14 protein-coding genes and 2 pseudogenes are annotated in these 23788 nt (G+C 54.9%); 9 read left to right on the top strand and 7 right to left on the bottom strand.

Translation table 11 applies throughout. The features are described 5' to 3' along the window. Positions 1–68: 68 nt before the first annotated feature. The 5 genes and pseudogenes from ACQZ60_RS16175 to ACQZ60_RS16155 all read right to left on the bottom strand — a co-directional run bounded on the left by ACQZ60_RS16175 (position 69) and on the right by ACQZ60_RS16155 (position 10631). On the bottom strand, positions 69–305 hold the full coding sequence (locus ACQZ60_RS16175; RefSeq protein WP_155246237.1) for a hypothetical protein: 237 nt from the start codon (positions 303–305) through the stop codon (positions 69–71). Between the two features lie 5 nt (positions 306–310). Continuing rightward, the gene (locus tag ACQZ60_RS16170) at positions 311–7372 is read right to left on the bottom strand and encodes a hemagglutinin repeat-containing protein (RefSeq protein WP_448735606.1); all 7062 of its coding nucleotides are present in this window, start codon (positions 7370–7372) and stop codon (positions 311–313) included. A 36-nt stretch (positions 7373–7408) separates the two neighbouring features. Further along, entirely contained in the window at positions 7409–7813 is a 405-nt protein-coding gene (locus tag ACQZ60_RS16165; protein WP_374997074.1) for a hypothetical protein, read from the bottom strand. Between the two features lie 66 nt (positions 7814–7879). Next, complete coding sequence (locus ACQZ60_RS16160) at positions 7880–9799, bottom strand: ShlB/FhaC/HecB family hemolysin secretion/activation protein (protein WP_080857965.1); 1920 nt, start codon at positions 9797–9799, stop codon at positions 7880–7882. 489 nt (positions 9800–10288) lie between these two features. Continuing rightward, positions 10289–10631 (bottom strand): annotated as a pseudogene (locus tag ACQZ60_RS16155) (VOC family protein). A gap of 264 nt (positions 10632–10895) precedes the next feature. Between ACQZ60_RS16155 and ACQZ60_RS16150 the strand changes: the two are divergent. The 3 genes from ACQZ60_RS16150 (at position 10896) to ACQZ60_RS16140 (ending at position 12516) form a co-directional block, all read left to right on the top strand. After that, the gene (locus ACQZ60_RS16150) at positions 10896–11495 is read left to right on the top strand and encodes a superoxide dismutase (RefSeq protein ID WP_080857964.1); all 600 of its coding nucleotides are present in this window, start codon (positions 10896–10898) and stop codon (positions 11493–11495) included. Between the two features lie 104 nt (positions 11496–11599). Continuing rightward, on the top strand, positions 11600–11935 hold the full coding sequence (gene fdxA, locus ACQZ60_RS16145) for a ferredoxin FdxA (RefSeq protein WP_080857963.1): 336 nt from the start codon (positions 11600–11602) through the stop codon (positions 11933–11935). 11 nt (positions 11936–11946) lie between these two features. Continuing rightward, complete coding sequence (locus ACQZ60_RS16140; protein WP_162934234.1) at positions 11947–12516, top strand: flavin reductase family protein; 570 nt, start codon at positions 11947–11949, stop codon at positions 12514–12516. Positions 12517–12576: 60 nt separating this feature from the next. Here the strand turns inward: ACQZ60_RS16140 and ACQZ60_RS16135 are convergent. Continuing rightward, positions 12577–13083 (bottom strand): annotated as a pseudogene (locus ACQZ60_RS16135) (helix-turn-helix domain-containing protein); the annotation flags it as partial. Between the two features lie 168 nt (positions 13084–13251). Between ACQZ60_RS16135 and ACQZ60_RS16130 the strand changes: the two are divergent. The 6 genes from ACQZ60_RS16130 to ACQZ60_RS16105 all read left to right on the top strand — a co-directional run bounded on the left by ACQZ60_RS16130 (position 13252) and on the right by ACQZ60_RS16105 (position 23200). After that, a complete protein-coding gene (locus ACQZ60_RS16130; RefSeq protein ID WP_080857962.1) occupies positions 13252–13899 on the top strand; it encodes a hypothetical protein in 648 nt (215 codons plus the stop codon). Next, on the top strand, positions 13871–14950 hold the full coding sequence (locus ACQZ60_RS16125; RefSeq protein WP_162934233.1) for a hypothetical protein: 1080 nt from the start codon (positions 13871–13873) through the stop codon (positions 14948–14950). Before ACQZ60_RS16130 ends, ACQZ60_RS16125 begins: the two co-directional genes overlap by 29 nt. Positions 14951–16285: 1335 nt before the next feature. After that, a complete protein-coding gene (locus ACQZ60_RS16120) occupies positions 16286–16732 on the top strand; it encodes a hypothetical protein (RefSeq protein WP_162934232.1) in 447 nt (148 codons plus the stop codon). Positions 16733–16843: 111 nt separating this feature from the next. Further along, positions 16844–22432, top strand: coding sequence for an RHS repeat-associated core domain-containing protein (locus ACQZ60_RS16115; RefSeq protein ID WP_174013886.1), 5589 nt, complete (start codon positions 16844–16846; stop codon positions 22430–22432). Between the two features lie 26 nt (positions 22433–22458). Next, complete coding sequence (locus ACQZ60_RS16110; RefSeq protein ID WP_125146017.1) at positions 22459–22809, top strand: DUF6984 family protein; 351 nt, start codon at positions 22459–22461, stop codon at positions 22807–22809. Then, positions 22781–23200, top strand: a complete 420-nt coding sequence (locus tag ACQZ60_RS16105; RefSeq protein WP_125146018.1) for a hypothetical protein — start codon at positions 22781–22783, stop codon at positions 23198–23200. The genes ACQZ60_RS16110 and ACQZ60_RS16105 overlap by 29 nt, the downstream gene beginning before the upstream one ends. A gap of 319 nt (positions 23201–23519) precedes the next feature. Here the strand turns inward: ACQZ60_RS16105 and ACQZ60_RS16100 are convergent, their stop codons facing one another. Further along, positions 23520–23729 carry a hypothetical protein gene (locus ACQZ60_RS16100; protein ID WP_420868492.1) on the bottom strand — a complete coding sequence of 70 codons (210 nt, stop codon included), beginning with the start codon at positions 23727–23729 and terminating at the stop codon, positions 23520–23522. Positions 23730–23788: the final 59 nt, after the last annotated feature.

Below are 23788 nucleotides of genomic sequence, written 5' to 3'. Positions count from 1 at the left end.
GCAGTCTTGAATCACGCTTCAGCCGATTTGGAATCCACTTTGTCAACACGACCTAGCGTGGATAAGTTTTAATGTCCGGTCGAAAATGGAGGCTGTTCAGATTTATCAAAATTATCTATATAAAAATTGAGCATCTCCAGAAGCTTTATTACTTCCGAATTTTCGCCTCCAATTCTTGTCTCGAATTCAAATGCACCTATGCCATTCAGCACTTCATTTAAGGAAGACGACAGAATAGTTAATTCTTTTCTACTAAATTCGATGCTGATTTTAGCGTTCTTAATTGGCGTTTCCGAAGGGTTCATTGTCCTTACCTCATGTTGTCAAAATACAATTTTCCGTTCTTTGGTTGAAAAATAGTCCCACCGTCTCCTGCTTTGGGGTTGTGTATAATTACCGATTGATACTCGTCGTTCCAGTATGCCGTTCTACCACCACCCAATGCCTTTACATCTGAAGGTTTCCTCATTGTTTCGCTGATAAAGTCGGCAAGTTGCGCCCTAGTTCGTATGCCCATACCAGCCAGTTCGCCTTTTTCAAGTATATGCTTTTGGAATGCGTGACCATCAGCAATTTGTTTCGAAACAATTTCGATTTCTTTGCTGCTGAGCGAGCCGCCTGCCTTGATACCCACGACTCCAATGATTGCTGCGGTAGTGACCCCGACGAGGAGTTTGAGGTCTTTGGTATCCTCAAAGGAAAGACCGTGTTTGGCAGCAATGTCGGCAATCGCCCGCTCGCTGGCCTCCTTGCCCAACGTGCCGGCTGCCGCAAGCGGCTCGAACGCTGCCTTGTATTCCTTGTAGCCTTCCTCACCGAGCGTCAGCCTTATCGTGACATCCCGGATGAACGAGGCCGACATACCGATCGCCTGGAAACCCGCGACCAGCTGTTCGTCCGAACCAACCTTGCGTAACTGTGCCGCAAGTATTTTGACGCTGCCCGGCAGTTCACCCTTGCCAGCCGCACCGGTCACATATTTCTCGGTATAGGTCTCCATCAGCGTCGCCAGCATCTGTATGCAGGCTTCACGCTCATTCGCCGTCAGTTCAGCGATCTCCTTGCCGTTTTTGTCGAACAGGACGCATCCAGATGCATAGGCCGGCGTGAACAAAAGATCGAGGAGATTGAAGCCTTGCCGGCCCGCGCAGGTCGCAAGCGCTGCGATATCGAGTGTGCCGGAATCCAGCGCTTTGGCGACTTTACGGGCTGTCGCCAATTCATCCGGCGTCAGATCACCGGAAGCCGCAAGCTTCGTCCCCAGTGCCTCGAAGGCGTCGCCAAGAGCCTTGCCGACGACGTTGATCCCCTCTGCCGCAGCCTTCAGGCTGTTGGTTGAAAGATAGAAATCGATGCCGACATGTTTGTCCTTTGTGATCTCATGAGCCTTGCCCGGATCACGGTTGAGTTCGGAGAGAGGATTTGTTTCACCGTCGTGCTCAAGTGCCGCCTGCTGGTCGGGATTGCGAACGACGATGTCCCCAGGGCCGACGGTGGCGCGGACGCTCTGGCGGGTATCATCGAGCTGATAGCTGCCTTCGAGCGTGCTGTTGCCGACCGGATTGGCATCGGTTCCTTTGCCGCCGGTGAGATCGAGGCCGAGATTGGCGCTGAAGCCCTCATACTGCTTCTGGCCCTCGAAGTTCTCATGGGTAAGCGTGCCTGTGTCGAGAGTGAGATCGCCCGAGCCGGAGACGATCTTGCCGGCACCGAGATGGGTATTGCCGCCGACGGTGACATTCATCGTGTCCGCGGAAACGAGACCAGACTGCTCGGAAACCCAGTTCGTCGACCCGGACCCCGCACCGCCACCGATCTGAATACCGGAGATGAGGCTCTTCCCCCCGCCGAGGCTAAAGCCGCCAGAGGTGGATTTGTTCGTGGTCTCGCCGGTATCGGGAACGGAGACGATGGTGAGATCGCCGCCGATGTCGGCCGTCACTGTCTCACCGGCAACGAGCGCACCGGCGAGCGTCGTGTTGTTGCCGGACTGGATGACGATGTCGCCGGTACCGCTGACGTGGCTGTTGATCTGGGTAGTTCCGTTGGCGTTCGCCTTGGCCGTGGACGCACTGGCGCCGCCTGTCAGCCCGACGCCGACGCCACCCGACAGGCTGACGCCGCCGCCAATGCCGATACTGGCGCCGGCGGACGTGCTGCTGGACGACGAACTCCGCGTCGCCTCGGCGCTTTTAAGGGTAATATCATTGCCGGCCGAAAGCGTGATATCGCCGGCCTTGTCGTCGGCGCTGTCGACCGGCAGGCCATAAGCATCATAGCCGGCCGAGATTTGCACGCCATGGCCGGTGATATCGCCGGATGCGGCTTCGATCGTTACCGAGCGGCCGGCATTGATTTCGGTGAGAACGGGAACAGAGCCCGTCCCCGCCGCCTTGTCTTTTGTATAGGTGAAGCCGGCGGTGAGCGAGGCCGAAGCGACATTGCCGTTGACGACAGTGTCGAGCGCATCATAGGCCTTGAGCGATGCAAAGGCAGCATTGGCGGCAGAATAGCCGTCGTTGATGGTCGTAAGCTTCTGCGCCGCGTTGCCGACGCTGTCGGCAGCGCTGACCAGCGAGGTCGAGACTGATAGCGTCACGCCGGCAAACATCTCCTCATGCATGTGTTCGTAGTTGGACTTGTCCTGCGCCGAGAGAAGGTTGACGTTACGGTCTGCGAGGATGGCAACATCACGCTCTGCGGACACCTCAGCCGCCTGCAGGTTAGCATCACGACCTGCTGATATCGTGAGGTCACGACCGGCAAACAGGATGGATCTGGCGTTAGTCTCTGATGACTGGCTGGTCTGATCGACCGACTTGCCGTAGCCGATACCGATCGATGCGCTGCCGTTGCCAGATTTCACCTGAATGCCGAAGCCCGAGCGTTTTTCCTTCTCCTGCGATGAGGCACTTTCAGCCCCGGGAGTGATATTGACGTCGCGGGCTGCCTCCAGCGCGATGTCGCGGCCGGCCATGATGGAAGAGCCGATCACATTGACGTCGTTTTCGCGCGCCGTAAGAGTGACATCGGTTCCAGCGCTCAGCCCGGAGCCAACGTTAAGACCGGACGATTGGCTCCTTTCTTTCTGCTCCTTGCCCCATAGCGAGAGGAAACCACCGCCGGAACCGGCGAACAGACCGGACTTCTTGCTCGAGCTTTCCAGCGCATGCTGTTCCTCGGCCCCGATGATGGCGACGCTGTCGCCCGCAACGCCGATCGCATCGCCTGCCGTCACATTCGAGCCGGCGATGACAGCGTTGCCGCCAGCATCCAGCTTGATATTGCCGGACGCGGAAAGCTCGGAGCCGACTGTGGCTTCATCATAGTTGTACTGCGTCGAGCTCTTTTTCGAGAGAAAGCCCTTGGATGAGGAGCTCTGCTCGAACTCCGCCGTATTCTTGCCCGACGCGATCAGCAGATCGCCGCCCGCGCTGACATTGATATCGGCTTTGTCGGTCTCGTCGCCGGCAGTCACCTTCGAGGCGGAGACGACGGTATCTCCACCTGAGATGATGGACACGCCCTTCCCACTGCTAACCGATGATCCGACGACGGTCTGCGTTTCCGTGTGGCTCGTCGTCTGTTTGCTTCCGCCGAACAGACCGCCCTTTTTCCTGTAGGTGTAATCTATCGTGGTGGTGTCGATGGCCTCAGCGATTGTCACATCGCCGGTCGCTTTCAGACCGACCGTTCCATCAGCGGCAATCGTGCTGCCGATGACGTTGAGGTTACCACCTGCATTGGCTGAGACCGATCCGCCCGCGGTGATCTCGGAGCCCTGACTTGTGGTTCTGACAACTGTCGTAGAACTCCGCTTGTCGCGCAAAGTGCTGGTCGTTGACCGTTCGGTGACGGAGATATTGATGTCTCCATTCGACGTCAGGCCGAGATTGCCGCCGGCCGTCACCTTCGCATTGGCGAGCAGAATGCTCTCGTTACCCTTCAGCGAGGCATTGCCACCCGCCGTGAAGGTGCCGCCGATTGCCGCGATCGACGAACCGAAAACGCTAAGATCACCAGTCGATGCAATCATCCCTGATGTTGCAAGCAGGCCGGTATCGATCGTCACCTGATTGCCCGCGATCAGCGCGCCCGCAGAATTCAATCTTTCCCTGTCATTGGCGGCGAGATGCAGTACCGGCGCAAGAACGGTCGTACCGTTCACCGTCTGCCACTCATAAACGACGACGGATTCGGTGAGGCTGGCGATCTCTTCAGCCGTCAGCGGTTGGCCGAACTGGCGCTGGCTCGCTCCCAGATAGGCGGCTCCGTTATCAAGCAGCTGCTTTATCTGGGTAATCGAATCCTGCCCCGTAAAACCGGAGCCTGTCGCCAGCCTGAGCTGCTGCTCAATATATTGGTTCTCGAAATAGGCGTCACCAAGGAACTGGACCTGGCGATCCGGCTGGTAGCCAATGCGGCCAAGGAAATAGCTGGAACCGTAGAATTTCGAGACGTCGAGGAAGGCGGCGCGGGTTTCATAGAGAAAGCTCTGGCCAGGAATGGTGCCGCCAAAACCGCCGGACTGTGGGGTGGCGACGCCGCCAAGCGTGAACAGCGCACCGCTTGCCGTCATACTGGACAGCAATGCGGTCGGATTGTTCGAAGGCGCAGGCGCTGCAACGGCAACACGGTCGGCGATCGTTCCGGCCGAAGCCGTATTGTTGACGGCAGCAAAGCCGGTGATACCAAGTGCTCCGCCCGAGCGGATTGCCGCTGGAACCCCACCGATCGCCTCTACGCTTTCCACGGTTCGTCCGGGGCCGATATCCTTTGACGCATCCCGCGTTCCAAACGGGCTGGGGCCAGGCATGGAAACCTGATATGAGAATTCATGGCCTCCGGTATCGCCGCTGTCCCGCCTTTCTTCCCACTGGAAGATGACATCAGGATAATATTGGCAACCCGAGCTTTGATTGCAGTTGACCGACGTCGTGCGCTGCAGCTGCAAGCCGAGATTTGTCAGCGTGCCTGTGCCAACTAGCGTCATGCCGGAGCCGGCTTCAATGTTGCTATAGGCATTGGTAAGATCCACGGTATCGACAAAAAGCGTATTACCCGCCTTGATTGTCGCCGCGGGGCTTCCAGCCGATGTGAGGCGGTCCTCGGTCACATCACGATAGACATGGCGAATGGGGGCACCAATGACGAACTGCTTATCAGCAAAAGAGACGGAAGATGAACAATCTCCACACAGGCGTGCATAATAAGTGTCATAAGCCGACACGAGTGCGTTTGAGATTTGCTGGCTCGTATAGGTCGGAGCCACGCTTTTCTCGTTACGCAGATTTGCCGTCAGGATCGAGATATTGCGACCAGAGGAAATCAGACCTGAACTGTTGACCGTAGCAGCATTGCGCGCGCCAGAAGCACTTCCAGCAATTGTGAGGTCACGACCTGCGACAATCGCCCCCTGATCATTGGCCAGCACGCCGCCCACGAAAAGTGCCGCGTCGTTACCGGCATAGATGAGCCCCGTGGCGGTGTTGGTCAGGTTGCCGGCGATATTGAGTGTAAGATCATTGCCAGCAGCCAACTGACCGGAGTTGCCAAGTTGTGAAAGCGACAGCGTCAGATCATGGGCCGCCAGAATATTGGTAGCGCCATTCGCAGCAAGGCTACCTGCTGTGATCGCGATGTCACCTGACCCCTGAACGGAACGAGCTGTGCTGCTCGCGGTGACAGCATTGAGCCGCGCACCGGTCAGATCTGTCGTTCCAGATGAGGTGAGATCAATGCCACCTGACGTCAGCGTGCTGTTGGTGAGATTGATATTATTGGCATTGATGTAGAGCGTGCCGGATGTGGCAAGTCTGCTCCGGTTATTGGAAAGGTCGGCATTTTGCTGCCTGATCCTGATGTCGCCGCCGGCGGCCGTGCGTTTATCGAAGCTGATGACACCATTTGTCGAAGACAGCAAAACGTCTCCGTTTGCCTCCAGACTGTCATAGCGGATGTCACTGCCAGCCGAAGCCTGCAAATTCCCTTCTGCAAGCACGAGCCCGGAAATCCCCAGATCAAGGCCGGAGAGCAGAGCCAAATCACCTTTCGAAAGGAGTGAGCCCGCCGTGATCGCTCCTGAGGCCGCCGTAAGTGACATCGCCGCGCCAGACTGGGCCGTGCCGCTGATGGCAATGGAGCCAGCCCCCGACCATAGCGAAACCGGTCCGGCAGCCGACGCGTCGGCCAAGGCAATACGCCCGTCTGCCAGAAGGTTGAGTGCGCCACTCGCCCCGAGAGTACCGGCGACATCGATGAAGCCTGCTCCGCCATTGATCAGGATATCCTCTTCTGCACCGATAGAAGCGACCCTGGCGTCCTTCCCCGCCTTAACCGACACTGATTTTTTCGAGGTCAGACGACCGGCCGAAACACTCCCCTTCGAAGAGATGCTGACGCCGTTATTGCCGGAGGTATTGCCGATCGAAATTTTACCGTCTGCCGACAGCGAAAGCTCCCCGGCATTGGCCGCCATGTCGCCGCGCATGCGAACGCCGGCACCTTTTTCCGTGACAACCATCTTGATGCGGCCGGCCTGCATGGCCCCGAGTGCTGAACCATCGATTGCGTATTCAGGTGTTCCGGAGGTGGCATCGAGCGCTGTTGCCTCCCCGGTGGCATAATCGAACTTGCTCTTGCCGGCGGTCAGGCGCAGATCCTCACCGTAGATCGTTCCGTCGATCTGGATGGTACGGGACACGACATCGAACAGACTGACTGCACCATCACCAAGCGCAAAATTCCCACCCCCAGGGCCGAAAGTGACATCCCCTGCGTTGACCGTGAATCCATTGAGACGTCCATCGGTGCCGATGTCAGGTACACCCGTCGTCAGCGTGGCTCGTGGCGTGTTGATGAAACCGCAGCCGTCGCAGGTGATCCCGTTCGGATTGGCAATGATGACATCGGCCCTGCCACCGAACACTTCGGTTGGACCGAGAAGCGAACTGCGGTTTTGCGACGTGACCTCATTGAGGATGACCGTGGCGGAACCTTTGCCTTGAAGGTTTGGATTGCCGGGTGTCACGCCACCCAGTTTCGACGTACCGATCTCACCATTGAAGTTGTTGAGAATGACCCCCGGTGTGCCGACGTTGAAGTTGTTGTATTTGTTGTGCGACAGACCTTGGCTGTTGGGTCCGACGATATCAATGAGCGGCACTCCGTTCGGAGCAGCCCCTATCCCGGGGCGATTTGCCAAAGATCCTCCAACTTCCGGCGATATGTCCTGTGCGTGAAGAAGCGCTGGCTGAAGCAGGAGCGTAAAACTGACAACGGTGGCAATGATTTTTTGAGCCAGCGTCCCAGCACCAGCGAGCAACGCGAGGTCGATTGTCTTGCGTGGAAGACGCTTAAACTGTGATGTCATTGTTGCTCGCCTCTCGTGGCAGACGGAATTTGGGGCTTAGCGGTCTTTTCTGCTCGTGTCGGCCGGGGATGGCTTGCTGTCGAGTTTCTTGTAGACATCTGCCAGCTTCGATTGCGGAGCTGGGCATTTTTTGCTTCTGGCAATCTCGGCAAGGACCTGATTGCGGTTACGCAAGGCGTCGATCTCCAGTTTTTCCGGCGATTTCGGATCCATGAAAAAAAGGGCCGGCCAGAACAGAAGAACACCTGTCGCACCAAGGATCACGTTTTTACCCTGCGCGTCGGATCGTTCTTTCACCGTCGCCAGCACCTGCCGCTCGTTGGCCTCGAACTCGCGCTTTATGCCGGCGCAGTCGAAAGCACTGTCGGCCGGGTTGGTCGAAGACACCGGATGTGCCGCCCGGCCACCGCAACCGGAAACGACAATGGCTGTCGCCACCATGGCGGAGACGAGAGATAATTTAGGGGTGCGAAAAGAAGAGTTGATCATAATATTCTCTTTTGAAGCCTACCAGCGTGCCGTCACGCTGGCGAAAATGAGATTTCCGCGCCCGCCATTGACGCTGCTGGAAAATGCCTGGGAGTAGCCAAAATCGGCGCTGATGTTTCCCCCCACGAGTTTTGCACCAACGGTCCAGCTCGCGAGGTGGCCGTCGGGGATATCGAAGCGATGCTGCGAGAACACCCGGCCGTAATCGAGACCGAGGTAGGGGCGTAGCTCGCCCAGAACGGGCGCAAGAATGGTGCCCTCCCATGGCATTGTCCGCCAGGTCAATTCGTTGCGGCTGAAAAACCCGTTATTGCCGAATATGACGCCTTCCCTCAGGCCGCGTGCGTTGCTGGGGCCACCAAGGCCGATCTGTTCTGCGCCAAACATGTTATCGGGCGAATATTGGGCATTGAGGAGCGTGGTTAACTCGAACCGCTGGCCAGCCGCCTCGAACGGCCGCGTCGCGCTGACGGTCGTGTTGAGTTTCAGGAACCGAGGATCGGCCGTGCCGGCTCCGGGCTCTCCGGCCTCCACCGCGTCAAAGAGATCGAGACCCTTATCAAGGGCAAAATCGAGGGCGATGACGCCACCCAGTATTCTTTGTGAACGCGACAAGCCCAGAGTGCCTATGGTGTATCGGCGGCTTCCGACCTCAATCCGGTTACCGAGAAGGAAGTTGTCGGTCTGCTTGTAGGTGAGACCGCCTCTGAGGGTCGTGATGGAGTCCTTGTCGCGCAGAATGACGCGGTCGATGCCAAATCCAACCTGACCGGAATTACCGGAGGTTTCGATAGACCCGAAATTGCCGGGGATGGCGCTGTCATATTCGTACCAGGAACCATTCGCCGAAAACGTCCAGTAGCCATAGGGTACGCTTGTATTGACCGAATAACTGTTACTGCGCCCGCGACCGTCATCATCCCAGGGGTAGTCCGGGCCGCTACGCCCATAAGATAGCCCCAACTGATCATTGAGACCCAAGAGGTCATCGAAACCCAGGGAAATATTGCTTTGGGAGTAGCCGGTGCTTTGCTGGCCGAGACTATTATTGGAAATGCTCACGTACCAGGGTTTGCCCGGCTTGTTCTCGACGTTGAGAATGGATGTACCATCCGTTTTTCCCGGCAACATCGAAGTCTTGGCGTTATTGGACGACAGACGGTTGATCTGGTCCAGCCCCTGCTCAACATCACGAATGTTGGCAACCTTTCCTTTCATGCCGGGAAAGGCCGTGGCGAATGAACCGTTCTGCTCGGCCGGTTGACCATTGAGGTAGATATCCGCGATCGTGCCTTCGACAACGACCAATCTCAGCAATCCTGTTCCGGCAATATCCTGCGGCGGAACATAGGCGCGTGACGTCACGAACCCCTTGTCTAGATAGATGTCAGTGATGGCCTTGAGGAGGGAGGTGATGTCGGCAACGCCGACGCAACGATCGTTGAAAGGCCGCGTCAGTGTTCCAAGCGTAGCGGCAGACAGATTCGCCGCACCTTCGATCTCCACACGGGAGATATCGAAGCATAAATCATCGGGCTTCGCGTCGCCTCGCGGTGCCTCGCCCTCACGGCCAATGACACTATCAGGGGTTATCTGTTTCAGGTTTTCAAGCCGCTGCAACTGCTGTTGCTGATCCTGTTGGCGGGAAAAATCATCGGCGGGCGACTGGGCACTTGCCGGTTCTGCCGCGAGCAGTCCCGCCAAAAGCAGGGTGGTGACGGCCCATTTGGAACTGTTGGGCGCGGCCCTCGAATTACCCAAGGTATTCCGCTCTGCCTGGATAGCGATCGGGGAATAAGCGGAAACTCGAACCGCCATCACAATTGCGAGACAAAAATCAGGAGGAAGTGGCGATCGGAAACCAGTAATGAAAGCAGCGAGGGGCATGTTTAGGAGGCCTGCATTTGAAATGAAGTTGGTCGCGGCAATGCCGCTCATGCTTCACTGTGCAGCCGTCCTTGCTGTCGATCCCTACCGGGTTAATAGATCAGATCATCTGATCCAAGAAGCGTTAAAGTAGTATATTTTATTACGAAACGATAGTCGTAAGTCATTTGCTCAAAGAGCCGCGCACGTCAAAAATTCACGTAATAATCAATCCTACCAACGTCATGGCAAGATTATCATTTTTCATCCGTGATTTTTCACGACAATCCGCCGAATTTCCCCGCTATGGATCCTTTGATTCAAATAACAACCAGAAGTTATTGCAATACGTATCACCCTGCAAGCCCCTCACAGGTACCAAAGTTAAGGAAAACTAAAATTGCTTCGCAGCCGGCGACATATTTGGGCAATGAGATGGCTCGATCTCGATCGCCGAATTCGGAGTTCATCCAGTGGTCAACCATTGCGGTTGCGGACTAACAAAGGGAATGTTTTAGCCTCACTCACCCCCGGTCCGAGCATTGCGGAGCGCAAACGTCTTCAGGTTCGGGCGGGCTCCCACAATTCCACGGGATTGCCTTCCAGGTCGTGTATCCGGCGAAACGTCCAACCTCCGAATCCCATTCGGCCCGAGTTTCAACCTCTACACCTTCGTCCGTGAGCTTCGCGATGAGGGCATCGAGATCATCCATTGCTGTTCAGCACTGTCGAAATAATCGCTGTCTCTGGCGAAAGGCCCAAAAATCGTCATTCCGGCGTCCTGCTGCCATACCGATTTATGCAGATTGTCGATGCCGAGATGTTTCTTATACCATTCAACCAGGTCAGGGACATCTGCTGCTCTGAAGAATACGCCACCAATTCCAACGGCTCGGCCATGAATTCCTCCCGCTTTGCGAGAACGGACGCAATGTTGCGCCGCCGCGGCGGCAATATCAGGCAGGACCATTGATTACGCCGGTCTCAAATCGCGAAAGGTGAGCTTTGGCACTCCGAAACATTCATCCGTTACTCCGACTGGCGCGCACGACACAGCGCGAAAAAACCGCTTGACCTGAACCATGGTTGAGGTCCTAGAAGTACTGTCACCTTGTTTTCGCAAGGCTCTTTCCATGCTCTTGAGCGAACAGTTGACAAAGGATACCCCATGGCTTTCCAGCTTCCCGACCTCCCCTATGCCCATGATGCGCTCGCCCCCTCGGGCATGTCAGAGGAGACGCTGAAGTTCCATCACGATCTTCACCACAAGGCCTATGTCGATAATCTCAACAAGGCGATCGTCGGCACCGAATGGGAAAACAGGAGCCTCGAAGAGGTCGTTCGGGGCACCTATGAGAAGGGTGCGGTGGCGCAATCCGGCATATTCAACAATGCCTCCCAGCACTGGAACCACAATCTCTTCTGGGAAATCATGGGGCCGGAAAATCATGCGATCCCCAAGGTGCTGGAAGATGCGCTGACGCAGTCCTTCGGCTCGGTCGCGCTGTTCAAGCAGAATTTCGCCCTCTCCGGCGCCTCCCAGTTCGGTTCGGGTTGGGCATGGCTGGTGGTGGATACCGACGGTTCGCTGAAGATCACCCGCACTGAAAACGGGGTCAATCCGCTGTGCTTCGGGCAGAAGGCGCTTCTTGGCTGCGATGTCTGGGAACACAGCTATTACATCGATTTCCGCAACAAGCGCCCCGCTTACCTCGAAAACTTCCTCGACAATCTGGTGAACTGGCAGGCGGTCGCCGCCCGCCTTTGATTTGAGCCCCACCGATCCGGCCGGTCCCGCTGCCCTGGGCGGCCGGCCGGATCAGGCGCAGCCGGACAGCCGCCGTCCGGCTGCAACTCTCTTCGAGCGTCTCAATGCCCTATGTCGTCACCGAAAACTGCATCGCCTGCAAATACATGGACTGCGTGGAAGTCTGTCCGGTCGAATGTTTCTATGAAGGCGAGAACATGCTCGTCATTCACCCCGATCAATGTATCGACTGCGGGATTTGCGAGGCCGAATGTCCCGCCGCCGCGATCCGGCCGGATACCGAAGCGGGGCTGCATGTCTGGCTCGACCTCAATCGCCACTATTCCGGTATCTGGCCGCGCGTGCACGAGAAAAAGTCACCGCCTGACAATGCCGACATCATGAATGGCGCTGCAGCGAAGATGTCCATTTTTTCGAAAAATCCGGGAGCGGGCGGTTAGCTCGGCACATCATGTCTCATAATCTCAGGCTGATTGATGGTGGTGTGGTCAATCACGCGCATGTTCCGCCGAAAGCTTGCGCCTCTCCGATGATCTCTCCGCGTGAATTCAAGGATTCAATGGCCGGCCTAACCTTCACCGTGGCGGTGGCCGCTGCCTGCCACGCCGGAGAGCGGGTTGGACGCACAATCACCTCCTTCATGCCGCTCAGCGCAGAACCGCCGCTTCTGATGATCTCCATCGACGCCAGCAGTCGCATGGTCGATCTCATCGCAGCGAGCCGACGCTTCTCCGTTGCGGCACTGGCTAGAGGACAGGAGGAGGTTGCCGATGTCTTTGCGGGCAAAGGAAATCACCCGGACCGGTTCAGCGTTGGGGACTGGGATGCCTGGCCGTCAGGAAGCCCCAGACTTGCCGATGCGCTTCTGTCCATGGACTGCGAACTTGTCGGTTCCATCGATGCCGCAGACCATATACTGTTCGTGGGCGCCATAACCGAAGCAATATCGGATCGGCTGCGCAAAGCCCTGCTCTGGAGCGAACGCGCCTATACCGGCACGGATCAACGTCACTCCCTCTAGATGGTCGGAAAAGGCTCCTGCCGTCGCCGTGACCTGCACGGCTGAAGAAAATCCGCGCAGTCAGTGCCTGTCGCTGTTCGCACGGGCAAAGCTGCCCGGAGCGACACCCGTTCTCCTGCGGAAAGCGGTGCTGAATGCGCTGGCGGATTCATAACCGATCTCATCCGCAATATCGTCGAGCGACTTCCGCCCGCGCATCAGCGCGTCCCTGGCAAGCGCCATCCGCCAGCGGGCCAGATATTCAACCGGCGCGCAGCCGAGCATTTCATGAAAACGCGCCGCGAAGGCCGAGCGCGACATGCCGGCGATGCCGGCAAGTTCGGCGACAGTCCAGTTCGCGCGGATATTGGCGTGCATGGCGGACAATGCGCGCGCAAGCCCCGGCAGACGCATTCCCTTCACCAGTCCCGCCGGAATTGCCTCGTTGGCCGCATTCGGCCGACGCAGCACTTCGACCAGCAAAACCTCCAGCATACGCCGGATGATCAGTTCTTTGCCCGCATCCTCGCGCGTGCATTCTTCCGCCAGCAACTCGATCAGACGCGCCAGCCGGGATGCTCCGCCCTCTTCCTTTTTGACTCATGTATTTAAACCCAATCTGTGAACGGCCGCGAACAAATGCATTCACAAATTGCAAAACTGTGATTTTCTCCGTTTTGCGCGCAAAATACCATTTCCAAGTGCAGAACGACAGGGAAAAAATGGGAAAAGGGACTTCCCGGAACGACATAGCTCATGCTCTCATATTCCAAACCGAACTCGACCGGTCACCGCGAGTACACGGTTCAACGAACACTGGACTTCTACGGGACCATCCGAACTTATCGTTTTGAAACTGACGGAAAACGAGAGATCCGTCTCGATGAGGGGATTACCCTAAGCGTAAGCAACAACATCCTTATTTATACCCAGATCGGTGGCCCCATTGGTTTCTCAGGCGAAATATCAGCGCTGAGGGTAAAATACGGCCTGACTGATAACTATCGTGACCTGAATTTGTCGGCCGAGTTGGACAAGAAAATGTGGCTCGTCGATACGCAAAATGATGGCGGCGTGATTTCCTATAGCGTCAACAACCTGAAACAATTGCCCCACGTGCCGGGAAGTCAGAGGGCAGCACCGAGAGAGCAACTGATTGCGTCACCTTTGAAGGGACCAGGTATTTTGGTCGCTTCTGGATCACTGGTTCACAATGTAGCGGCGCGCTCAGATGATTCTTCCGATGTCGATGTTCAACAGGAAGACGAAGACATGCCAAGAGCGATGGCTTTGTGCCCGCAAGGCCAACCCTGCCACTGGTCTATTAATTGTGGCATGACCGTCGATTGCTTTTGTGTTCCCAGTGGTAGGCCATATGGAAAGTTTGCTTATTTTGAGTGCTGAATTGCAGGAGCGACCCGTGCAAGCTACCCGACTTCTGCCGAAGGATCAGGCTCCGCCGTTAAGAGTAGGTGGCCCCGCCGCCGTTCTGACAAAATTCGATCGATTGAGCTTCGTAGTTTTGTGGAATCTTGACTGCGGCGGATGCCTTCCTATCGTCCAGGAACTCGCTGAGATCGGTGCTGAACATAACGTGCCGTGTCACGGTGTCGCGGTAATGGTACGGGATACGAACGCTTGCGCATTGGCTATCGAGCAAGGGGCGTCAAAAGCGATACTTGCCTTGGAACAACCCGGCTCGCAGAGTTCGGCGTTATTCCGAGGGTTGGTCACGAGGACGTGGCTGGAGGCGAGTGGACAAGGCGGCCTACCCGCGGGTTTTGTGATCGACAGCTCGAACTCAATTATCTGGATGGGAGACCCGAACGATCTAAAAGCGGATCTTCCATCCATCTTCGACGGAAGCTGGAATGTCGATGCCGCGAGGGAACGATGGGCATCACGGGTGGCCACCAGCGATGTCAGAAAGCTCCAATTGGGCCGGGATCTGTTTGACAGACTTGCCTTCGGAGATTTTAACGAGGCGCTTGAAATCATCGAAATTATGGAACGTGAGCTGCCATCCGTCTCGGGTGAAACTGATTTTTGTATTTTCAAACTGACGGCATTGATCGGATTGGACTACGATACCGCAACAGAATTTTACGAGGATTGTTCGGCACAGTTTATCGGAAACGTCCAAGCTCAAGCCGGATTGGCGAGTTGCATTTTCGCCCGGATGCCATCCAATAAAAAAGCCCTGTCCATTGCGATTTCGCGACTGACGGCCACAGAGGCGACTTTGCAAAACAACACCGATGGCCGTCTCGAAACGGACTATCTTCGTATCACGCTCAGTTTGACGCTGGCAGACGCGCATAAACGGTATGGTTCGAATGAAGCAGAGGATTACTTCGACCGCGCGTTGGTTATGTCGCAGACTGAAAAGGTCCCAGAGCGCGTTCGTTTGAGGATCGCCAATGAAATAGAGAGAATTCAGAATATCAATGTTTGACGTTTGGGCATATGATCCGAAACAAAAACCAAACCGTTTTTGAGCGCGCAAATTGGACACGAAAACTTATTATTCAAGCCGGTGGTTTTCCATTTTTGGAGCGGCAATTTTACTTCCTATGACATGGGTCCTATTCTCTATTTCGACGTTGAGTCATATTTCAGGTGTCTTCTTCGGTCTGCTGTCTTTGATGTTTGCTTGGTTCTCGACGATTTACCTTTCTAGCATATTCAGACGCTCCAAGGTCACCCTCGCGCCAGAAGGGTTCACGGTTCGGCGCGTGTTAAGCAAGCCTGTTTTTGTCGCGTGGCAGGATGTGAAGTCAGTTCATACCATATATATTCGGGGTTTCTTTCCAGTCGTTACATGGCATCCCAAGCGAAAGCCCGAACGGTCACCTGTGTTGAGTTTTTTATTCGATGGTCGAGCGTTCCCGGTCCGCTCAGGGTTTTATGCAAACTCTTTTCTCAAAGAGTTAGAGAAGTTTCACGAGGCTTATGGTGGCCCACACGGCCAAGCGCTCGGAGACCATTAATTCGATACGTGCTGGACATTCGACAGAGCGACGTTCTTGGTCGGGCAGACGCGCCAAATCCTCGTCCAGTTTGCTCAGCCGTATTCATCCATCGAGGTTGATTTTCGTCCTGTTGGTTTGTCCAAATCAGGAGCGTAGCGTATAAAAAGCTTTCCGAGGAGAAGAACCGTGGATTTGTTGAACACGCCGCCTTTGTCAGCTAGTTGAGTGTCATGGAGGTTCGGTTGCCGGCGTTATCATACTGGTAGATCCCGGAGTTGCCCGTAGGATTGGCGTCTCCTCGAATTCCGCCGACGCTGTCGTATGTATAAGTTATCGTTCCCGGTGTCGCAGCTTCGGCGAGTTTAGGCGTAGGTAGAAAAAGATAGCTCACAGCCGCAGTCACGACCGCTGCCGTGCACGTAAGGTAGGGCAAATATTGCCGGATCACTGAGGCACGGTGGGTCATGCGAACTCCTGAAGTTAGCGGGGAACTCTCGCAAATATTGCCATTTGAGATCAGGCATCGATCATAGTCCGGAAATGTGTGAAATTCAATCCATCCGTGTAGTCGCTAACTTAATATTCTTTTCTCTAAATACGCGCCACACGATTTGTCTGGCGGATTCGGAAAAATTATATTTTAAATCAATTAGTTGCTGCGAGACTTCGAGTAATTTTTGAATATTTCTTGATCCTGTGTTTTAGCTCAAAGAATATTGAATTCGCGGCCTCAAAATAAAAAATCAACTAAGGATTGACAACGCTTCCGTCATCAGACACCGTATGATCATGTACTAATGAACTTTGGGGGATAGTACATGACACTCCATGCTAAAGCACGAGCCATGCTTGTCGCCGTCACGTTGACGGGGGCATGCACTGCATCCGCACAACAGGCATCAATTCCCGATCAACCGTTAATCGGCAACCTGAAGATGCCGTCGATGACGCCGGAGCAGGCCGAAGAGGTTCTCAAATCTCGAAAACTGCCCCCAATTGACCCAGTGCCTGTCGCGGCTCAGTCGCGAACGGGCAATCAGCCGCTCATGAAATTTAATATCAAAGCTATACTTGGGCATGAGTTGCCGGAAGGCGATACGACGCCACACGGCATGAAGCGCGCCGATTTCGCTATTGCTTCACCCGACGCGCCAGCGCTGGAAAGCAAACTGCGCAACGATGCGCTAGGCCCTGACATTATCATGCGCCCCCTGCCTGCAGGGACCGCCGTTGAGGAAAAGCCTCCGGTAATCGGGCTGCCCTAACCAATTCGTTCCGATCCCGCAGACTTATCAACACTCAAGATCATCAGACCTGTCTAACTCAACGTTGGAGTTCCGGCGATGCGAAGCTGTGCCTTTTCATGCGGAAGATTAATGCTCGCGTTCGTATTGGCCATTACCTCTTTCGTGACAGCGTTCCTGATCCCGACAGAACCAGTCCGGGCGGCTCCCGGCGTCGTCACGCTAAGTTGCACGCCACCGGCAGCCGATCCCGAAATCGCGGAACTGGCCCGGGCGTTGAATTACAACTTAAGTCAAATCTACGAGTACATTTACTACAACATCGAGTTCTCGCCGACCTTTGGGCTCAAAAAAGGGGCATTACAAACACTTCTCGACAAGCGGGGAAACAATGCGGACCAGAACCAGCTGTTCGTGACGCTTTTGCGTCAGTCCTGCATCACGGCAAACTTCCGTTATGGCAATGCCAATCTTTCCGGAGCAGCAGTTTCGAATCTGCTCGGCGTCGATGATGACGCGGCATTGATTGATCAGGCGCTCGGAAACGGATCTATTCCCAATTGCATCCGCATGACGGTTGGCGGCGCATGTGTGACATCGGGACTCAACCCGGCACAGGTCACGCTTACGATGCTGAACACGGAAGCGACCGTGGGCACGACAACGTACAGACTTGATCCATCATTCAAGTCTTTCCAGTACTATCAGCCGATAGATGTCGCGGCGGCGATGGGTTACGACCGTTCGGCGTTTCTGACTGCGGCGACAGCCGGATCTTCGACCGTCTCGGGCTTGCCTGCAGGTGTCACCTCGCTCAAGAACGTCAACAAGACGAATATCAGTACTCAACTGAACACATACGCAGCTACGCTCGCCAGCTATATCGGGACCAATCACGCTGCCGCATCAATGGCCGAAATCTTCGGCGGCCGCGTTATCACAAATACCAACTATGGCTCGACATTCGACCCGCTGACCTCGACGTGCAGCGAGATATCAGCATGCGGACCAGCGACGAATTCACTCCGCACTGCAATCACGGTCGCAATCTCGGACAATGGTACGAGCCCGACGGTTACGAAGACCTACTTCACCGATGAAATCGCTGGCAAAAGGCTAACGCTAACCTACAGTTCGTCCAAACAACCGATCCTGAAACTCGACGGAACAACAGTGGGCACCGGCACCGCGACGGCTGCAACGTCCCAAACCATTACCTTCACCGTCTCGATGCCATATGCCACCCTGTTCAACAATTACAGCGTCACGGGAAGAGTGTCCGTCGGTACCACTTATGCATATGTTCTGGTGCTCTCGGCCGGTGAGATCGGTCGAGACGCAGTGACGCGTTTTCAGAGAAAGGTTTCAGCGGCGGTAGCGAGTGGTGCGGCATCCACATCCGAGGAGGTAATGGGCGGAAACCTTGCGACCATTAGCGCAGCTTTCTTTGCGCAAGCCTATGAGAGCTCGAGGGTGGCCGACACCTTGTTCAACATCGCAAGAACTGCCCATGCTGATATGGGTATCGTCGGCTGGAACAGCGGCGCGTATATCGATATTCGTGCGAGCCTTGGAAGTTCCAACAAGAAGAAGGCGAGCGTGTCCGATGCGACATGGGCTGGCCTTTTTTATGCTGCCGCAACGCGTATTGCCACGCTTGAATCCTCCACGGTTAAACAGATGCAGTCCGTCGAAGCGGTATCGACGCCGCGTATGTTCGACTACACGAATGGAGCCGGCGCGGGCTTCATTGAGGCAAACGACTCGAACTGGCTTTCGGTTGTCAGACCGCTCCTCAGCGGATGGGCGACTGCCGATCTAAACAACATCGACGCGTTCTTCGCAGCACCGAGCAGCGGGGTGAGGACGCTCGTAATTCCGCAAAATGGCTCCCGAACCGTCAACGCGTGGGTCGGGAATGGCTACTACCAGAAGGAAGAGGTGTATTCGGGCAGCACTTATGTCTCAAGTGCGTATTCAGCGAGGATCGCAGGCGGCTATAAAGGAGGTTACTCTTCTGTACAGACGTCTTTGCGAAACTCCTTTGCTGCGAGCGCATTGACAAACCAGACACAATTCCGGCCGCCGTCGTCTTTAGATCCGATAGATCTTCGTTCGGGGAGTTTCTATTATGACCACGATGATATTTTCGTGGGCTCGCGCGCCTTTCCTTTCGGGCTGACAGTGTCACGGAACTATGACTCTGGTCGCCGCACTAGCAAAACAGCCCTGGGATATGGCTGGCGACACAATTTCATGCTTTCTGCTTACAGAGACAGCGATCCGTACGAAGCTTTTGGAGATCGCAACCCGCTGGCCGCGGTGACGACGGTTGCAGCATCCTACGTCATCGGTGACGTGCATAGCTCTACAGCCACGCCTGAGATAACCCGCGCTGTCACGGCTTCGCTAGCTGCCAGCTGGCTGATGGATCAGTTGGTTGAAAATGCCGTTACCGTTGAGACCAATGAAGGAACACGACGGTTTGTGCGAATTCCAACCGCGTCTGGAACGTTCACCTATGTTCCCCCACCCGGCGACGGTTCGACATTGACTCTGCCCGCGACAGGTAATGCGGCTGTCATCACTGATAAAAACGGCATCGTCACAACCTTTGATACAGATGGCTTTATCGCTTCGTGGAAGGACAAGAACAACAACACAGTCACTTTCACCTATGCGGGATCGGGGGCGAGCAAGAGGCTATCCACCGTCGCAAACGGCATGGGTCGCACGCTGACTTTCAGCTACAACAGCTCAAATCAACTGACGGGAATTACCGACGGAACGCGAACAGTAAACTATACCTACGATTCTGCCGGAAATCTGGCCACGTTCAAGAACGCCCTAACCGCCACGACGACCTATGATTATACCGCCGGTCTTGGGCTTCTCACCAAGGTCTTCAACCCGGCATTTCCGGCATCGCCCTTCGTTACCAATGCTTATGATCCATCCGGCAAAATCCTCACCCAGACCGATGCGCTCAATAACGTCTGGTATTATATGTTTGCCAATGGTTTCCGGGGGCAGGAGGTCGATCCCCTCGGGAATACCCGGGCCCTGTACTATGACCGAAATGGAAACCTTACCGACGACATCGATCAAGCCGGGGGCCATTACATCTACAAATATGATGGCGTTGGCAGGCGCATTCGCACAATCCGGCCGCTCGGGAACTATACGAGCTACACATATGATACGAAATCAAACATCCTGAACCAGACAAAAACGCCGATTCCTGGCTCACTAGACCCACTGACCGGGCTGCCAATGGCTCCGATAACCGAGAGCTGGACTTACACGGCTCTCTCAAAGCCCGATACCTATACAGACCCACGCGGCGGTGTGACGACCTACACCTATGACAGCAATGGCAATCAACTCACCGTCACTCAGCCTGCCGTCTCCAAGCCCGGTGTTTCCGGCACAGTTCAACCTGTGACAACGACGACATACAACGCGCGTGGTCTGCCGTTGACGATCACCGATCCCGAAAGCCGGGTGACCGCCTTCACCTACAACACGACGAACTTCAACCTGCTGACGAAGGTGGAGGATTCCGGGACTGGCCGACTGAACCTGACAACGACCTATACCTATGACACGGTTGGCAACCAGATCACCGTAAAGGACGCGAAGAACAACACGACGACCAATGGTTACGACAATGAAAGACGGCTCACCCAGATCACCCCACCGTCTCCATTCGCGGCGAGCCTGACGCAGTATGTCTATGACACGAATGGAAACAGAACGGATGTAAAGCAGGCAACGGGTATTTCCGGAAGCCCTTGGCTCACCACGACGACCGCATACAATGCCGCGAACAAGCCAACAGTCGTCACCAAACCCGATAGTAGTACGTCGACGACGGCCTATGACGTGGTTGGTCGTGTTTCAACAGTCACGTCATCGTCCGGACGACAAGTGTTGACGGCCTACGATGCCGTGTCACGCATTACACAAATTACCGATCAGGTTTCTGGAGCGCTCGACCCGTCGATTACTGCCAACCTCGGACCGGTCGTGCGAGAAACACGAACATACTTTCAGGGTGGATTGCTTGCGACTCTGAAAGACGGCAAAAACAACACGCTGACCTATCAGTATGATGGCTTCGAGCGGCAGGCGCGGATAAATTATCCCGATATCGCAACCGTTCCGGCTGACTACGAATTCCTTGTCTATGACAAGGCCGACAACCTGCTTGCCTTCCAGCGTCGCGGTGGCTCCCAGATCTGGTACACATATGACGCTTTGAACAGACGATTGAGCAAGGCACCGACAAGCGCGGCCACCATAAGCTATGGATATGACTATAGTGGGCGCATGCTTGCAGCGACGAACGGATCGAGTTCGAGTTCGTCTCTGACATTCGGCTATGATACAGCAGGGCGGCAAACCAGCGAAGTGAGTGGTCTCTTCAGCACCAGTTCGTTTGTTTTGGATGCCAACGGAAATCGAACAAGATTGACTTTGCCCACCTCGGTCGGTACCGCCAACGTTTTCTCGTATGAGTTCGATAATCTGAACCGATTGACGAATGTCTATAACGGCACGGTATCTGCGGCCAATCGTGTCGTCGGTTACACTTACGATACGGTCGGCCGGCGCTCTGCCTCTTCATATGGGCCGAGTTCGGCTCCGGTAAGCTCGACGTCCGCGACCTTTAACGCCGTCAGCCTTCCCGCAACTATCAATTATACATGGAATGGTTCGACGCTTGGTCTTACCTACGCGTACAATGCGGATCAGCAGCGGAAAAGTCTGACGGCGACCGACGACACGTTCTTACCGTCCGGGCTTGCGGCGCTGACAAAATCTTACACGTCGAATGTTCTCAACCAGTATAGCGTCGTATCGGGAACAACCCACACATATGACTCACGCGGCAATCTGACGTCCGACGGCACATGGACTTTCGGTTACAATACTGAAAATCAGTTGGCGACCGCGACCGGTTCCGGCCAGACCATAACCTTCGCTTACGACGCCCTCGGTCGACGCTTCCTGAAACATGTGACCGTCGGTTCCACGACAACGACGACAGGCTGGCTTTCTGTCGGGGATCAGGAAATGGCCGAATATTCCGGCGTTGGCACGATCTCTATCAATCGGCGTTTTGCCTATGGGGTGGGGCTGGATGAGCCCATCGCCAGCTTCAGCACATCAAACGTTCCAACCTACCAATTTAGCGACGCGCTCGGATCGGTGATCGCGCTGACAAACTCCGCGGGTCAGGTCGTTGAGAAGCACGCTTATACAGCCTATGGTATTGAGAAAGTAACCGGCACGAACACTGCTGCTTACCGATTTGCGGGACGGCGGTTGGATCTGGAGACCGGGATCTACTACAATCGTGCGCGGTTTTATTCACCTACGCTTGGGCGATTCCTACAACCGGATCCGATTGGAACTGATGATGACGTTAATCTATATATTTATGTTAAGAATGATCCTGTCAACTTGGTGGATCCCCTTGGATTAAGCGCGGCAAGCTACGACGTTGCAGCCGAGTTTGGGCATGGATCAAGGCATGTTAATCCGGCAATAGTCCCGGGCCTGCAGAGTGCGATCAGTAGAGCGCTCCCACAGACAATGCCGATGGGGATATATGGTGTGGGCGTGATATACTATGGAGGTCAACCGTATGAATTTAGGTATTACGGCCTCGGTAGTTACGTAAATGTTGGAACGTACTTTCCCATTGTGAGATGAGGTAGGGCACTTGTATGTCACGGGACTTGAGCGACGAAGAAAAAAAGCTTTTGCGCACGTTGGTTGGAGAGCGACCGCCGTTTGCCGTAGAATTTGAAAAACAGTTGGAGGGCTGTCTCGCCGATGAAGTGGAGGATGGAGGGTTAGAACTCAAACCCGTTAGAGGCAATAGAATTAAAACTCATGACACTGTCCTTGGAAGTGGCTCGATCTATGATGTTGACGGCGTGCCAGTAATATTTGATCTGCTTCAGTACGATGGATACATTGCTAAATTACTCATTGAAAAAGCAGATTCCAGTCAAATTAAGAGCGTTTTAGATTACCAACAGGTTATGGCACTAGGATATGGAAGAGGGATCACTTTGGAGCGGTAGTCTCATCAACAAAGAAGCAATGAAGGCTGCCATTTTGCAAGGGCATGTTCAACTTGGACCTGAAAAACCCGTAAGCTATCTTCCGCTCAACACGATTGAAAATATGTTGGGGTTAACTGTCGACCGGTACCGAGAAATGCTTCGGGCAGGAGGCAACGAAAGCATGCTATTCGAGGATCAGCAATGCGCGATAAACTCGGGTGCGGTTTACGGTTATAACGTTCCGGCATTGGGAGTACTGCTCAGGCAGTTTAATTCAATACTGATTGCAAATGGCTGGCCGGATGCGCCGGAGCAATTCGTCGAAAAAATTGCACGCAACTGGGTTGAAGACGTTGACGCCCCTCTTCTCTTAATAATCCGCGCCGCATTTGGAGACAACGGAGATTAAACGCGCGACTTTGTGCGTAATGAGCGAATGGCACTGGGATCACTCAGGCCGCTAACGACCGGGAGATAGAAAAAGACGCATATAATCACCATTAAAAATCGCGTTCGCAAAAAAGCTGGACCGTATCGACGTGAGCATTCCTTCCAACGCAACTGAGGGGGCCCGGCTTAGCGGCGCTTGTAGAGAACGAGCTGTACAAATACTTCGCAGGCACAGTCCTCGTATTCCGCTCACGCAAGGTGGATCGCCCGAAGCTGATCTATGGGAAGATAGCGGACCGGTGATAGCCTACAGCACTTCTCGTTTCCGAATCGAACTCTCAAAGGAGATGGAACTGGCTTATGTCCACTGAATCAAGCGACGTCTCAATTGCTGAGCCATCATCCTTATAAACTTCCAACTCATGGAGCTTACCCTCTACGACATGCAGAAGGACATTCACGGCAGGACGATAATCCACACCTTCCGCATCAAAGTAATATCCCTCCGTGGGAAGCCGCTGTTGTAAATTGGCGAGTGGGCCGGACACCCTAAACAGGAGGCTACCTTCTGCGTCTATAGCTGACACTCTCGCTGTTTCCAGCTGAC

The organism is Agrobacterium sp. 22-223-1 (assembly GCF_053522385.1).
This window is presented reverse-complemented; position numbering and strand designations above follow the sequence as displayed.

Coding starts and splice junctions, on each gene's coding strand:
- ACQZ60_RS16175 (WP_155246237.1), bottom strand. CDS start 305: ATGAACCCTTCGGAAACGCCAATTAAGAACGCTAAAATCAGCATCGAA.
- ACQZ60_RS16170 (WP_448735606.1), bottom strand. CDS start 7,372: ATGACATCACAGTTTAAGCGTCTTCCACGCAAGACAATCGACCTCGCG.
- ACQZ60_RS16165 (WP_374997074.1), bottom strand. CDS start 7,813: ATGGTGGCGACAGCCATTGTCGTTTCCGGTTGCGGTGGCCGGGCGGCA.
- ACQZ60_RS16160 (WP_080857965.1), bottom strand. CDS start 9,799: ATGAGCGGCATTGCCGCGACCAACTTCATTTCAAATGCAGGCCTCCTA.
- ACQZ60_RS16150 (WP_080857964.1), top strand. CDS start 10,896: ATGGCTTTCCAGCTTCCCGACCTCCCCTATGCCCATGATGCGCTCGCC.
- fdxA (WP_080857963.1), top strand. CDS start 11,600: ATGCCCTATGTCGTCACCGAAAACTGCATCGCCTGCAAATACATGGAC.
- ACQZ60_RS16140 (WP_162934234.1), top strand. CDS start 11,947: ATGTCTCATAATCTCAGGCTGATTGATGGTGGTGTGGTCAATCACGCG.
- ACQZ60_RS16130 (WP_080857962.1), top strand. CDS start 13,252: ATGCTCTCATATTCCAAACCGAACTCGACCGGTCACCGCGAGTACACG.
- ACQZ60_RS16125 (WP_162934233.1), top strand. CDS start 13,871: ATGGAAAGTTTGCTTATTTTGAGTGCTGAATTGCAGGAGCGACCCGTG.
- ACQZ60_RS16120 (WP_162934232.1), top strand. CDS start 16,286: ATGACACTCCATGCTAAAGCACGAGCCATGCTTGTCGCCGTCACGTTG.
- ACQZ60_RS16115 (WP_174013886.1), top strand. CDS start 16,844: ATGCTCGCGTTCGTATTGGCCATTACCTCTTTCGTGACAGCGTTCCTG.
- ACQZ60_RS16105 (WP_125146018.1), top strand. CDS start 22,781: ATGGAAGAGGGATCACTTTGGAGCGGTAGTCTCATCAACAAAGAAGCA.